General features: G+C 26.6%; 13 protein-coding genes and 1 pseudogene. 5 read left to right on the forward strand and 9 right to left on the reverse strand.

Features of this window, described 5'->3' with window-relative positions; genetic code table 11:
• From QZ146_RS00200 to QZ146_RS00210, 3 genes and pseudogenes are all read right to left on the reverse strand, one after another.
• Nucleotides 1-1,458 (reverse strand): annotated as a pseudogene (locus QZ146_RS00200) (hypothetical protein); the annotation flags it as partial.
• 90 nt (nt 1,459-1,548) lie between these two features.
• Nucleotides 1,549-1,674, reverse strand: a complete 126-nt coding sequence (locus QZ146_RS00205) for a hypothetical protein (protein ID WP_295721283.1) — start codon at nt 1,672-1,674, stop codon at nt 1,549-1,551.
• 549 nt (nt 1,675-2,223) lie between these two features.
• Nucleotides 2,224-3,411: a tRNA (guanine(10)-N(2))-dimethyltransferase gene (locus tag QZ146_RS00210; RefSeq protein ID WP_295721285.1), complete on the reverse strand. Its 1,188-nt coding sequence runs from the start codon at nt 3,409-3,411 to the stop codon at nt 2,224-2,226.
• Nucleotides 3,412-3,659: 248 nt separating this feature from the next.
• Here QZ146_RS00210 and QZ146_RS00215 point away from each other — a divergent pair, with 248 nt between their 5' ends.
• The 3 genes from QZ146_RS00215 (at nt 3,660) to QZ146_RS00225 (ending at nt 6,140) form a co-directional block, all read left to right on the forward strand.
• A complete protein-coding gene (locus QZ146_RS00215) occupies nt 3,660-4,760 on the forward strand; it encodes a DegT/DnrJ/EryC1/StrS aminotransferase family protein (protein ID WP_295721287.1) in 1,101 nt (366 codons plus the stop codon).
• A 208-nt stretch (nt 4,761-4,968) separates the two neighbouring features.
• Nucleotides 4,969-5,829: a TIGR00269 family protein gene (locus QZ146_RS00220; protein ID WP_295721289.1), complete on the forward strand. Its 861-nt coding sequence runs from the start codon at nt 4,969-4,971 to the stop codon at nt 5,827-5,829.
• 68 nt (nt 5,830-5,897) lie between these two features.
• A complete protein-coding gene (locus QZ146_RS00225) occupies nt 5,898-6,140 on the forward strand; it encodes a hypothetical protein (RefSeq protein ID WP_295721291.1) in 243 nt (80 codons plus the stop codon).
• Between the two features lie 38 nt (nt 6,141-6,178).
• Here the strand turns inward: QZ146_RS00225 and QZ146_RS00230 are convergent, their stop codons facing one another.
• From QZ146_RS00230 to comB, 5 genes are all read right to left on the reverse strand, one after another.
• Entirely contained in the window at nt 6,179-7,669 is a 1,491-nt protein-coding gene (locus tag QZ146_RS00230; protein ID WP_295721293.1) for a sodium-dependent transporter, read from the reverse strand.
• An 82-nt stretch (nt 7,670-7,751) separates the two neighbouring features.
• Complete coding sequence (locus tag QZ146_RS00235) at nt 7,752-9,065, reverse strand: hemolysin family protein (RefSeq protein ID WP_295721295.1); 1,314 nt, start codon at nt 9,063-9,065, stop codon at nt 7,752-7,754.
• A 61-nt stretch (nt 9,066-9,126) separates the two neighbouring features.
• Nucleotides 9,127-9,342 carry a DUF1922 domain-containing protein gene (locus QZ146_RS00240; RefSeq protein ID WP_295721297.1) on the reverse strand — a complete coding sequence of 72 codons (216 nt, stop codon included), beginning with the start codon at nt 9,340-9,342 and terminating at the stop codon, nt 9,127-9,129.
• Between the two features lie 280 nt (nt 9,343-9,622).
• A complete protein-coding gene (locus QZ146_RS00245) occupies nt 9,623-10,789 on the reverse strand; it encodes a TraB/GumN family protein (RefSeq protein WP_295721299.1) in 1,167 nt (388 codons plus the stop codon).
• A 214-nt stretch (nt 10,790-11,003) separates the two neighbouring features.
• Nucleotides 11,004-11,714 (reverse strand): 2-phosphosulfolactate phosphatase, encoded by a 711-nt coding sequence (comB, locus tag QZ146_RS00250; RefSeq protein WP_295721301.1) that lies wholly within the window; start codon nt 11,712-11,714, stop codon nt 11,004-11,006.
• A 379-nt stretch (nt 11,715-12,093) separates the two neighbouring features.
• On the opposite strand from comB, the gene QZ146_RS00255 reads away from it, so the two are divergent.
• Together QZ146_RS00255 and QZ146_RS00260 are read left to right on the forward strand one after the other, a co-directional pair.
• Complete coding sequence (locus QZ146_RS00255) at nt 12,094-12,642, forward strand: hypothetical protein (RefSeq protein WP_295721304.1); 549 nt, start codon at nt 12,094-12,096, stop codon at nt 12,640-12,642.
• Nucleotides 12,643-12,760: 118 nt separating this feature from the next.
• Nucleotides 12,761-13,684, forward strand: coding sequence for a methanogenesis marker 7 protein (locus QZ146_RS00260; RefSeq protein WP_295721305.1), 924 nt, complete (start codon nt 12,761-12,763; stop codon nt 13,682-13,684).
• A 117-nt stretch (nt 13,685-13,801) separates the two neighbouring features.
• Here QZ146_RS00260 and mmp10 read toward each other — a convergent pair whose 3' ends face one another.
• Nucleotides 13,802-15,058: a methyl coenzyme M reductase-arginine methyltransferase Mmp10 gene (gene mmp10, locus QZ146_RS00265; RefSeq protein ID WP_295721307.1), complete on the reverse strand. Its 1,257-nt coding sequence runs from the start codon at nt 15,056-15,058 to the stop codon at nt 13,802-13,804.
• Nucleotides 15,059-15,415: the final 357 nt, after the last annotated feature.

Genomic DNA, 15,415 nt, shown 5'->3' on the forward strand with positions numbered 1-15,415 from the left:
ACCATTTACTTTAATTGTTACTGTTCCATTACTATTAATGGTATAATTAATAAGAACTTCATCTCCTACATGAACATCTGCTATAGGGTTTATTACAACTGTTGTATTGGTTTTTTCTGCTGTAAAAGTAGTTTCATTATATCCTGCTGTGTAGTAATCGTTTTCTGCTATTTCTATTGTTAAATTATATGTGCCTAATGCAGGTGGTGTAAATTTAGCATCAGTTATTGGTGTACCGTTTATTTTGATTGTTACTGTTCCATTACTGTTAGTAGTATAATTAATTATTAATTCTTGTCCTATTTTTGCATCAATAGGATTAATAACAATATATGTATTGCCTCTTCCAACAGTGATAGTTGCATTTGTTGAGTTTTCATTCGGATAATCTGTAAGGCTTAAAACAGCTGTATATGTACCAAGCTCTAAATCTACAATCCATCCTTCACCTGTTAAAGCATAAACAGTTTTGACTAATGAACCATCTTTATATATTTTAATAGTAGTATTAAATCCATCATATAATGTACCATTTGCTGTTAAGTTGAATTTCAATCTTTCACCGGAAGGTGAAGTGTAATTTATTACATTTATTGTCGCAGGAATAATTATTGTATTTTCAGTTGTATCTCCATTAAATATGCATAAAATAGCAGATCCTTGATACATTGCTTGACCGTGGGTAGCATTGTTATTGTTGAAGGTACAGTTGTATGCATTTCCAACATATATTGCTCCACCATATTGTGCGCTTGTACCAGTTACACTGTTGTTAATGAAGATACAGTTGTATGCATCTCCAAATTGTTTTGCTCCACCATTACAGCCTGCGGTGTTGCCTATGAATGTACAGTTGTATGCATTTCCACGGTATATTGCTCCACCACTAGAAATGGTATTAGTTGCACTGTTTTTAATGAATGTGCAGTTGTATGCATTTCCCTTAGATATTGCTCCGCCACCACTTGGTGCTGTGTTTTCGGTGAATGTACAATTAGTTGCATTTCCACTATATATTGCTCCACCATCATATCCTTTGTTTTTGGTGAATGTGCAGTTGTATGCATTTCCACTATATATTGCTCCACCATAGTCTTCTGCGATGTTGCCTATGAATGTACAGTTGTATGCATTTCCCCTATATATTGCTCCACCATTCTGACTTGAGTTACCATTTATGAAGGTTATATTATGAAATTCAACATTAACATCAGAACCAGCAACATTGAATATTCTTGCCATTTTGTTTCCATCAATTGTTACTCCATTCCCAAAAATTGTTAAATCTCTTTCAATTACAATTCCGTCTGTAAAATCAGTGTCTGAAGCACTATTATATTTATAATTGTTAGATAAGTAAATTGTAGAATTAGTATTGCCATTAATTGTTGTATTTAAGTCTTTGAAACTTAACTCTACATTATCCGCTGTTGTTTTATCTGTTTTAGATCCACTCAATTTATCATTATTATTTTCTTCTTCTTTAAGTTCAACATTCTCTTTACTATTTGAAACATCATCATATTGATTAAATGTTTCTACATTACTCTATTTATTATTATCAGCACTAATTACATCTTGTTTGGTAGTATTATCTGCTGCACTAATTGCAGAAATACTTAATATACAAACAAGAAACAATAATACTAATAAAATATATTTTTTATTCTTCATATGTAAAATTCCCCCAAATTAATATTCTTATATAATACTAATTTGTTAAAATACATTATATCGTTAATATATTAAATAATTTATGTAAAATATGATATTCTTCATTTTTCATTATAAATGATACCATTTTGATATAATATTTTATTATCTGTGAATATGGATTAAATAAAAGAGTATTTTTGTAGAAATATTCATTTTATTGAATTTGATTTAAACAATATGAAATAAAAATAATTAAATTTAATATTTTTTTCAAAAATTAATGTAAAAATAAAAAAAATTGATCATTATATAAAAATTTTAGACCAAAATCAAATATGATTTCAACAAAGTCAATAAAATTGATTAGACCTTGTAGAAATCCTTATTTTTATTGAATTTAAGTTAAATAATGAAAAATAAAAAGAATAAAACTTAAGATTTCTTTTTTTTTCAAAATTGATGTAAATATAGAAAAAAATTAATCTTTATATAAAATTTTTACCAAAATCAAATAGGTTTACTATAAATTCATTTATTAATAAAAAAACCAAATATAGTTTTAAGTATTTATTTTCCAACACTTAATTTATCTACGCTGTCACGAATCTTTTCAAGTGGTGCATCTGTTTTAATACTAGTTGGACTAAAATGAGTTCTTAAAGCATAATAACCAAGAGATTCAAGATCTTCCATAACTTTATCTATTTTAGGTGCACTAATTTTTAAGGTTCTTGAAATTTCATGAATATCATATGAACTTGCCATTGCCTCGGCTTCATTTTTGCATTTTTCAAGTAATTTTTCGATTTCAGTAAATTTATTTAGTTGTTTTTCTGGAATTAATTTAAGCATTTGATCTATAAACTCTCTATTTTGAATTTTACCCAGCCATAATGGTCCTGCATGTATAAGCTTTTGGCCACATATTGGGCAGGTATTGTTTAAACTGCCTGCAAGTCCATAAGTACTTTCTCTATATAAGCAATTTTTACAATGGGAAATGTATCCTATATTTTTAAGACTTTCATCTGTTGCTTTTGAACCTTTTTTAACAATCATATAGATTCTCATATAATGTTCAGTACTGTGGGATAATTTAATTTCCACATATTTTTGATATTTTGCAAATGTTAAAGCCACAAATCCTGCAAGTATTCTAATTCCATTTTCATGGCAGTATTCACTTTTATAGGGTTTAGCATTATATTTTCTAATACATGGTGCTTTATATGTACCACATAATGCTGATGTATCAGTTGCTGTAACACATAAAAGACTATTTCTTTTAATAGATGCTGCAACAGAATCAATAAAAAAACTAGGTGTTCCAAAAGGATCAATATCAACTACATCAAAGCGTCCACGATTTTTTCTAAGGAAATTATTTGCTTCATGTTGATGTATTTCAAAATTTTCCTCTTCTATACTTATATTGTTATTGATTGCATTTTCATGAGTAAATTTCCCTGCAAGTGGACTAATATCATTTACAGCAACTAATCCAACATTGTCAATTTCTTTTTTATATCGGATTCCACGTATGCCACTTCCTCCAAATACATCTCCAATATTTACTTCACTATTTAATTTTTTCTCAAAGGCCTGTATTGCAAGAATAGATATGTCTCTATTTAATTCCATCTTTGGATTATAGAATACGGGGGCTTCGGATGATACTTTTTCATATTCTGGAAATTGAATCTTACATAAACCTTCATTTATTGATTTGATTTTAGTATTCTTCTCTTCATCCATTGTATCACAGTTGATTTATAATATAATTTTTTTTATATTTTATTAATTTTAATATTATTTTTTTCGAATTTTAATCTTTTAATTTTTTTTTTAATATTTTTTTATTTTCATTTAATTAAAAATTTTTAAATACTTAACAATTTATTTTATATATTTTTAATATAAATTATAATATAATAATTTATTAATGAAATTATTAATGAAAACTTTATTTAAACTAATTATTTATTATTTTATTAGGTGAGTTTATGGCAGATAGAATTAATATAGCTAAACCTATAATTGGACAAGAAGAAATTGATAATGTAGTTGAAGTATTAAAATCTGGCATGATTGCGCAAGGACCTAAAGTAAGTGAATTTGAAGATGAATTTGCTAAATGGATAGGTTCAGATTATGCAATTGCAACTAGTTCTGGAACAACTGCATTACACACTGCATTGTTAGCTTGTGGAATTGGAAAAGGAGATGAAGTAATTACTGTTGGTTTTACTTTTGTAGCAAGTTCTAATTCTATATTATACACTGGTGCTAAACCGGTATTTGTTGATATTTATGAAGATACATTTTTAATTGATCCTTCAAAAATTGAAGATGCTATAACTGATAAAACTAAAGCTATTCTTGTAGTTCAATTATATGGTCAATCTGCAGAAATGGATTCTATTGTGAAAATTGCAAAAAAACATAATTTATTTGTAATAGAAGATGCTGCTCAAGCTCACGGTGCAGAGTATAAGGGTAAAAAAGTAGGTACTCTTGGAGATGTTGCTTGTTTCAGTTTTTACCCTACTAAAAACATGACTACCAGTGAAGGAGGAATGATTACAACTAATAATAAAGATATTGCTGAAAAATCAAAAATATTTAGGGCACATGGTTCTTCTGTTAAATATCATCATAATTACTTAGGGTATAACTTCCGATTAACTGATATTGCAGCAGCAATTGGTCTTGCACAACTTAAAAAAATTGACTCATTTAATGATAAAAGAATTAAAAATGCAGAATATTTGACTAATGGTTTAAAAGATATTGAAGGAGTAATTCCTCCTGTTGTAAAAGACGAAAATAAACATGTATATCATCAATACACAATTAAGGTTAAAGGTGATAGGGATAAGTGGATTGAATATTTAGATGAAAAGGGTATTGGTTGCGGAGTATATTATCCTATTCCGTTGTATAATCAAGAATATTATAAGGAAATAGGATATAATCAATCATGTCCTGTTACAGATAAGGTGGTAAGTCAGGTAATTTCACTTCCAATTCATCCAAGTTTAACAAAAGAGGAGTTAGACACTATTATCTCTGTAGTTAAGGATGTATCTTTAAAATTAGTTTAATAACTTTCTATTCAATCAATTTTATTATAATTTTCTCTTTTTTTATTTTTCACTTATTTATTCTTTTTTTTATTTTAAATTTAAAATCATAAAATGAAAAAAAAACATTTTATTTTATTATATTTTTATCATTTCATAAACTAATTTTAAATTTTAATTTTAAATTTCAATGATTAATTTTATAAATTTAAAAAATTAAGTTCATATTATGGTAAAGATTGATAAAGAGGAGTTTAATCAAAAAATATTTACAAGAATCAATAATCTGATTAATGAATATAAATTGATTAAAGATAATGATAAGATTGCAGTAGCACTTTCCGGTGGTAAGGATAGTGTTTTAACATTACATGCATTAAGTAAATATCAAGATCAATCAGATATTGATTTTGAATTAATTGCTATTTCTGTAGATGAAGGAATTAAAGGATATAGGTCTTCAGGTTTAGATGCAGCAGTTAATAATTGTAAATTATTAGATGTAGAATTAGTTGAAACTTCTTTTTTCAATACATTTAATTATAATTTGGATGATATTTATCAGGAATTTAAAAGTGCTTGTATTGTCTGTGGTGTTTTTAGAAGATATATTTTAAATAAAACATCTCATGAGCTTAATTGCGATAAAATTGCAACAGGCCATAATCTTGATGATGAAATCCAATCTTTCCTTATGAGTTTTGCAAGGGCAGATACTCTTAAATTTTCTAAATTTGGACCTGAACTTAGCCGTATTCATCCAAAATTAGTTCCACGTATTAAACCCTTATGGAATACTCCTGAAAAAGAAGTGGGTATGTGGGTATTAATGAATGATATTGATGTTCATCTTGAGGAATGTCCATATTCTTATTTATCCCTTAGAAGTAAAATTAAAGGATTTTTAAATGAAGCTGAAGATAAACATCCTCAAACAAAGGTTAATATTTTAAATTCATTTGTTAAATCTTTAAATGTTGAAACAAAACCTCCGGTTCTATATGAATGTAGATATTGTAAAGAACCAAGCTCAACAGATGTATGTAAGGCATGTGAAATACTTAAATTATTGGAAGATATTGATAAATGATTTATATATTAAATGTGAGAATTTTTAAAAGTAATTTATAGTATAATTTAATTTTATTTGGTGATTATATGGTGATAGATAAAAGTAAAAGAAAATATGTAGTTTTACTTGTAATATTAGCTATTTTGTTTGCAGTTGTAGTTATAAAAGATGTTTATAATATCCATAGTTATGATATAATAATTGATCCTATTTTAGTTATAATCCTTATTTATGCAGGATATGAATTTTATAAAAATAAGGATGAAATCTTATCTAAAAATAAAAAAAATAAAAATAAAGGTTCTAAAAATATCAAAGATAAGAAATAGTTAATATCTTAATTTATTAATTAAATTTAATAAATAAATCATTTAATTCTCTCTTCAGTTTTAAACCAATTTTGAGATTTAGGTTTAAGTACTGTAAGTATAAATGAACAAATTAATAATATTGAGAGTAATATTATAAATACAACTAAATATTCATTAGTTGCAGTGTTTAAAAGTTTATTTATTCCTCCAATCCAAATAACACATAATAAAATTGGAATAACATATTTGATAACTATTAACCACCATTTACCAAGTTTTAATGATTGACTTTTACTATTTAAAAAATTTATTAATCTTTCTGCTTTAAATACCCATGCAAAAAGAATACATTCTATGGTTACAGATAATATAACTACAAAATTATTGACAAATGTATCAGTAATAGTAAGTATATATTCTCCACAAGAAGTAGCATAAATCATTGAAGATAAGCCGCCAACAATAACTAAAATACTTGTTGCTTTTTTCCTTGTCATATTAAATTTATTTTGAATAGAAATTGAAAGTACTTCAAAAGATGATAACATACTAGTAATACCTGCAACATAAACTGTAAAGAAGAATAGAGGGGCTAATATTAAAGAAATTACTCCTAAAGTGTTAAATACTTGGGGATATATGACAAAAATTAGAGTTACGCCTTCAGATACAATATTTGAAACAGGGGTACCTGATTGAAGTGACATATGTCCTAAAATTGAAAAAACGCCTAAGGCTACAAAATTTTCAAATAGACTATTTGCTATAATAACATATAAACCGCTTGTAATTAAATCTGTATCTTTTTTAGTATAACTTGCATAGGTAAATCCTGCACCCATACCTAAACTTAGGGAGAAAAATATTTGTCCAAATGCTGCACTCCATATATTAAAATCCCATAAAAGTGATAAATCAGGTTTAAACAGTTCGTTTAAACCAATATTTGCACCAGGTAAGGTTAAAGAATATACAACAATAATAATCATTGTAATAAATAAGATTGGAACAAATATTTTACTAATTTTCCCTAAACCCTCATCTAAGTTTTTATGGGAAACTAACCATATAATAAACCATACTACGAGCATTGAAATGGCAACAAAGGGGATAAAATGAAAAATGCCTCCTAGTGAATCGGTATAGTGTAATACATTATGAGTTAAAAATGCATTAGGGTTTGATCCCCATCCTTTTAAAAAACTTAAAAAGAAGTAGATTCCATCCCAACCGATTATTGCAGAATAGTAAATTGTCATAATAAATACAACAACGGGTAAAATCCAACCATAATACTCTAATTTAGGATTGATTTTGATAATTGCTTTAGTAAAAGAAGATTTATAATTATAACCAACACCATATTCTAAAATTGTAAAAGGAATTGCTAAAACTAAAATCGCTATTATATAAGGAATATAAAATGCTCCACCACCATTGGAATAAAGTACATAAGGATATCTCCAAATATTACCTAACCCCACAGCAGATCCTATCATTGCTAAAACAAATGCTAAGTTACTTCCCCATTCATTTTCATTTCTCATTATTATTCCTCAATTAAACATAAGAATATTTAGTTTCATTACTCAAAAAATACCAATTAACATTATAAATAAAATTTAATCTTTATTTCTTCTCTTTAGGATCTACTATTTTTATAAGTATTTTATCAATTTGATTTCCATCCATACCTAGGATTTCAAAATGATATTTGTCCCATTGGAATGATTCTCCCTGAGTAGGTATTTTTTCAAGATATCCTAATATGAAACCTGCAATTGTTGAGAAATTATCTTCATCTTCGTTAGGTAATTGTTCATCAATACCAAATGTATCTTTAAAGACATCAATTGTAATTCTACCATCCATTAACCAGGAACCATCTTTTAACTGAGTTGTTTTTGGATCATCCATTTCATCAATTCCAGGAATATCTCCAACAATTCCTTCAAGTAAATCGTTTAATGTAATTAATCCTAAAACGGTACCAAATTCGTCTACAACGAGTACCATATGAACATAGTGTTCATTTTCTTTAAATGTGTTTAAAAGTTCCATGGATAAAAGATTATCTGGTACAACGAGAGGTGTTTTAATTTCTTTTTCTAAATCTAATGCTTTATTATTAAATAGAGAACTTAATATGTCTTTTGCTTGCACAACACCAATAAAATCATCTAATTCTCCAGATGCTACAGGGAATATTGAACGTTTACTTTCAATGATTTTTACTTTATTTTCCTCATCACTATCTTCTAAGTTTAACCATACAATCTCGTTTCTTGGGGTCATAATCATATCTACTTTCTGTGCATCAAGTCTGAAAACTCTTTCAATAATTGCTTTTTCATCTTCTTCAATATTTCCTTCTTCAATACCCTCTTCAATTAAAAGATTAATCTCTTCTTCTGTAATTTCGTGTTTTTTAATTTTATCTTGCCCTATTAGTTTAAGAAGGATTTTAGTTGAATCACTTAATATTTTTACAATTGGTGCAGATACTTTAGATAATATTTGCATTTCCTTTGCAAATTTTACAGCAATCTTTTCAGGGTTATTAATTGCAATTTGTTTTGGTGCAATTTCACCTACAATAAGTGTAAAGTAGGTTGATAGTATGATTATTAAAATATGGCTAATTGTATAAGAGTATGGAATATAAGGCGCTAAATAAGCAGATAATGGTCCTGCTAATGTAGCACCTCCAAATACTCCGATAATAATGTTACTTACTGTAATACCAATTTGAACAGCTGATAAAAAGTCAGTAGAATCCTCAAGTAATTCAATTGAGATTCTTGCTCCTTTGTATCCTTCTTGTTCTAATTTAAGAAGTTTATGTTTTCTAGACGATATAATTGCCAGTTCGGCCATTGTTAAAAAGCCGGTAATACCTATCAATATTATTATAATAATAACTTCAATAATTTGTAAAATCATTTAAATACCTTAGTCAAATAGTAATTTTTTGCAAGATCTTTTTTTATTAGGTAGTTTTTTATTATTTTAAGTCACTTGCTTTTTTAAAACCTTCAAAACCGTGAATTTCTTCTTGCATACTCTGTACAGCTGTAGATGCATCTTCTCTTGTTTGAACTTTTTGAAAGATTCTTCTTTTTTTCACTTCTAGAACCCTTCCACATACACATTTTCTTGTTTTCCGCCCTTCTTTTGCATATAATACTCTTCCACAATCGCAACGAAAAATTAGATACATTTTTTATATTCACCTTTTAAAGGCTTTATTTATTAGATTTTTAATTTATAAAATTAATCAATAAAATATTAATTTATACCTTTGTAATTCTTATTATAAAATATTTCTTACTTTTTAACAATTTTTTTTATAATAATTTCATAATTTAATTTATAATTAAAATAAAATTTTTATTTTCAATGATTTTGAAAATATATTAAGTATAAGTTAATATTTTATAAATAGATGTTAAATTAAATGATACTTTTTAAAAAAATAATAAAATTTTTAAGGTTTATAATCAAAAACCAAATACTTTTCCAAATAATGGAATAAATACATTTGCAGGTAAAATGAAAAATGTTGCGATACTTACACCTATATCTGTTCCAATAAATACAAGAAGTACTCTAAATATGTTATTATGCCATAAATCTTTAAAACTTTCTATTTCTCCAAGTTTATGTATGTCTCTTTTTCTAACAGGCTTATAATGTAATTCTACAAGTGCTGAGAACATACCTGCAGCAAGTATAGGGTGCATTACAGTAAATGGGGCAGCAATACCTCCAACAATCCCGGATACAATTTTAGATCCAGAACAAATAGAACCTAAAAAGCCCATAATAAAATAAACTATAAAATAAAGTAAAAGTTCGTTAGTAATGTTTATCCCATTAATAAATGCCAGAAAAAATATCAAGATAAAGATTACAGGTATTGAACCAAGTATTATTTTAAGCCATGGAATTTTACCTTTTGAGGAGAGATCTGTTAGTTCTTTACGGCTTGGGATTGTTTGAGGATTATCTAAATATTTCTCAATACCTTCTTTGTGACCTGCTCCAACAACAGCAACAACAGTATCTTCTCTAATATTCAATATGCTTTGTGCAAGATAGGCATCTCTTTCATGAACTAAAACTTCATAAGCTCCAGGAGACTCCTCTTTAAAGTATTTCATTACTTCCTCAATAGTATCTTCTTGTTTTAAATCTTCAATATCAATTTCTTCATCATCACCCATGATTAATGCTTTAAGGGTACCGAATACAAATTTAAGTTTTTCCCATATGCTCATCTGATTTAAAGTTCGCTGTAGGGTAATATTAATGTCTCTATCAAGTAGTGCAATTTTAATGTCTAAATCCTCAGCAGCTTTAATTGCTCCTATCATTTCTGAACCTGGTTTTACATCAACATCCTTTCCAATTTTGTTTTGAATGTAACCAAGAATAGTACTTGCAAAAAATACTCCTACCTTATTTTCTTTTATAATCTTGCTCATAGGGATAGTGTCATCTGTTTCAATACCATTCATTTCATTTTTAAGCTTATGATATCTTCCCAAATCTAATTCAATGCCTACTACATCGGGTTGAATTTCGTATATGGTGTCCTTAACCTCTTCAACACTTTCACTTGATACGTGTGCTGTTCCTATAATAGTTAGATTTTCTTTAATCAAAATAACACATCTTTGAATTATTAAGTTATAAAATAATATATAAAATATTAAAAATATTATTTTTTAAAATTATATAAATTCAATATTAAAATATAATTTAAATATTTATAAATATTTAACTCTTTGTTTTAATTTAATTTTACTCAATATACAAGGATAATTTAATTGAGATATATTATTTAAAACATCAATTCGAAAGTTTTTTTTATTTATTTCATTGTTTTGGAATGTAAGGTTTTATTACATCTTGATTATATATTCCTACATTATTTGAAATGTTCTTTTTAAGACAAAAATCAGTATCTCTACTTAGACCTAGTTTTTCTAAACGGTTTGCAGATCCGCTATTTAATATATGTTCTATAAGGGCAAATTCATCTCGACTTGCAAGTATTGCACTTTGGGAATATTCGCTAAATTCAATATTTAAATTTTTCCTCTGTTTTATTCTGTTTATTTGGTATAATATTTCTCCACATGCAAGATAATCTTCTATTGTAAAATTACCCTTCCAGCCGGCCATTACTAAATCAATATGGCTAGTTGCTTTTTCAACTGCAGCTTCAGCAACTGCTTTAGCATTAATTAATCCTCCAATTAATATGGTTTTAGCAGTCATGTCTTTTAATATTCTTGTACCATTACTTGTTGTTAAAATTAATACTTTCTTTTTAGTTGTGTAATTATTAATATCTACCGGAGAGTTTCCTATTTCAAAATCTTCAATTTTCATTCCATTACGTTCACCTGCTAGAACACCATTATGTTTTTTACTCATTTCAATTGCTTGTTCCGGAGTAAATGTAGGAATTACTTTTTTAAATTTTTCTAATGCTACTGTAATTGTTGTACTTGCTCTTAACTGGTCAACCATAATTGATAAATCTTTAGATGAGCTTACTTCAAAACTTAAACTTACTTCCATTATACCACATTAGTTTTTTCATTTAATAATTTTTTTAATTCATATTATTATTTGTTATGATTTTTTAATTGTAATACTTTATTGATTTTTTATTTTACATATCTTTTTAATAATTTATTTAATATAAAATAATTTTTCTTAAGTTTTATTAATTATTAAACTTTTATTCCTCTTAAATATAAGTTATATACTGGAATAATTTTTGTTTTTAAAAAATGCTTATTATTTTCTAAAATTTTTTTTTTAAAAAAGCTGAAATTAATATAATTATATATAGATGTGTTATTCTATTTATAATGTTTTTTTCATTTTTTTTATTACATAAAATTTTTTATCTTAATAATTCAATAAATTATTAGAAATATTATTCGGCGAAATTATGAAAATTGTTACAACTCCAATGTGTAAAGATATTCTTGATATTGCAGGAATTAGAGATTATAATTTAATTAAACATCCTTCTAGAGAGTATGGGGATTTTGCAATATTATTATCTGAAAGTAAAGTTCAGGATATGGATACATTAAGAATAAAAATAAATACATTTAATCAGATATTTGAAAGTATTAAGAAAGTTTCTAAATATTCTCCAAAGCAATTAACTGATAATGAAATTAACGAATATTTTAAACACTATACATTTGCTTATGAGTGGATTAATAATTCCTTAAAAGTTCAAAAGATTAAGCAACGAAATAAAAATATTAAAGTATCTGTTTTAAGTAAATTTATAAAAGATATTGTAGAAGATATGAATTTTACAATTACAGATAAAGATTTTGATTATTTAATATGCCCTGATTATATGGATGTAGAAGGCAGCAATAATTACAGTCTTATAAAGCTTCCAACTCATGATAACATATCTAAAAATCCAATAGAAAAAGCAGAATTAAGATATTCAATTCTATTAAATATTAATATCTAAAATTTATTTTTTAATAATACTTAAATTGTTTATAAATTAAAATAATTTATTAATCATAAGAATAATATCTAAATATATAGTCTTGTAGTATTTTTTATATTAATAGGAGATGTTTAATATGTATGAAACTTTGACTTATACTGGTGGAATTCATAAGAGTAATGAAATGAGGGAATTAATTGAAGATTTAGGTGGATTTATTATACAAGAAAATATTATACAAATGGACCTTGTAGTAAATATGGCAGTTCCTATTGATGATGTTGTAAAAATTAAAGAAAAGTCAAAAGAATTATTAGGTGAAATTACATTTGCTCCTATGGCTGGAACTGAGATAGCTATTGTTTCTCCAACTCTTGCAAGACATCATCTTCCACATGCAGCATGTGATATTTCCGAATATCTTAGAAGATATGGTGCAAAAGATAATATGGTTGGTTTGGCTAGAGGTCATGGTAAAGGAACCAGCGGTATTTCTCAGGAAGAAAAATATTTAATTGAAGAACATGATGTTGCAATTTTCGCTCTTGGAAGTTTTAAAGATTGTATTATTGAAAAATCATTTTTATATGAAGATATTGATATTCCTGTCATAGTAACCGGGGCTCCTGAATTAGATGTTGAAGATTTGCCTGGTGTAGATGCTTATGTGGGGGGTTTAGGTAGAATTCCTCGAAGACTTAAACGTGGAGAAAATATTAGAGCTCTTAAAAGATTAGTTCAAACAACTGAAGATATTTTAAATAAAAAGAAAAAATATATGGCTCAAGATTCTCCTTTAGTACCTCCAATTATGGTTAAAAATGCTATTGAGACACAAATTCCTGCTATTGAAACAACTTATACTCCAACTCCTGTTACAAGTCAGTTAGATGGTGTTAGAATTAAACTTGATTATGATACATATCATGAAGACATTGAAAATGTTGAGATTGCAGGACATAAACTTAAAGAAATTGCTGATGTTTCAAAATCTCATATGTATGATTATACTCTTGTGAAATTATTCTCTCAAAGTTCATTAACTTTTGATGAGAGTTAATACCCTTCTTTTTTTATTTTTCTTAAGTTTTTCTAACAGTACATAAATTTGTATTTGGAAAATCTATAATTAAATATTTTAAATTTTAATTTCAATTTATCTTTTTTTATTTTTTTCTTATTGTGGAGCTTCCATTCCATAAAAGTTAATTGCATCTACAAGATCATTAAATTCCTCTAATTCTCTTTCAATAACATTTTCTTCAGTTAAATTTCCACTTAATTCTCCATCAACACTAAGTGTATCAGGTCCACGAGCAACTAATCGTTCATTTCCATCATTTGAAAAAATTCTCTCAGCATCTAATTGGTGAATATAAGATCTGCCAGGTATTAAAACAGTATCTTTAACTTCTCTTAAATCAATATTTTCAAGGTCATCTTTTGTAATTAAACATGCTATGTCTTTTTCTGTTGAAATCACATTAACATGGTCTTCAGCACCTATTTTTTCAAATATTTTAGCTATTTTTGGACCTGCAATTTTTGAAGATATGATTGTAGCATAACCTGTAACTTTCGCAATAAATTGGAGGTATATTTCATTTCTATCTTTAGATATTGCAAATGGTGCTCCAGTTTCAGGGTCACATACGGGAGTTCCAGTAATTCTTAGTTTTGGAAATTCAGAGTTAATGTCTTTTACAAGTTGTTCAAAACTTTCAACTGATTGGGAATCAATACCTTTTACTATAGGTCCATTACCTAGGACTAGACCTCCTTCAGTGCTATTTGCAAATCTCATTAAAATTCCTGCATGTGCACCCCACTCTTCTAGTTTCTCGCAAGTATTTCTAAGTTCATATCCGTCATTTACACCAGGAATAATTACCATTGCTGCATGTAGCTCAGTATTTTCGCAGAATAATTTTGCAGTTTCAAGTGATACTTCAGGATTTGAATCTCCCATCCATTCTCTTCTAAGTTTGCTGTTAGCTGCAAATAGTGTAAATGTTACTTCATTAACCCCATATTTAATTAAATCACTTGCCCATTCAACACTATCAATACCTTTTCCGCTAGTATAACCTAAATGCATAGGTATTTGAAATTGATTAATAGTAGCTGCAAGTTCCTGTATTTGAGGATAACAACTTACATCTCCACCTCCACTAATGTTTACTTTGAGATTATTATCACGTACTGGATTAAACATTAATGTAGATTGAACCTCATTAATAACTAAAAAAGCAGGTTTAAACTCTGATAGGGCATCTTGAATACCTATGGAACATTTTTCACAACCAATTGTTTTAGGAGAACAATATTTGCATCCTAATGCTTTTATTTCACTTACTTTTTTAAAGTAGCAGTATTTACAAAAACCTCTACAGTCTTTTCCAGGTATTCCACCTACATCAGCTAAAATTTGCATAATATCTTCTTTTTTATGAGTTAACTTGAAATTTAGTTTATTTTTTTTATAAAATTTTAAAACATTTAATATTTTATATTGTTTTTTATTTAATTATTTTTTACTTTTTTTTAAATTTTGTTTTTCAAATTTAGATTTTATTTTTATTATTTTTAACTAGAAAAAGTAATAAGTTTCCAATTTTCAATTAAATTCTAATTTTAGAATTTTTTAATTTTCTTTTTAATTTTAGTTTAATTTTTATTTATTTATATTTTTAACTATTCAATTAATATTTGTTCTAAATTAGTATTTTTATCTGAAATAATTATTTTATATAAATATTTAAGTTTTTTAACTTATTTAAAAAAGTATTAC

This window comes from uncultured Methanobrevibacter sp., assembly GCF_905235195.1.
Classification (GTDB): Archaea; Methanobacteriota; Methanobacteria; order Methanobacteriales; family Methanobacteriaceae; genus Methanarmilla.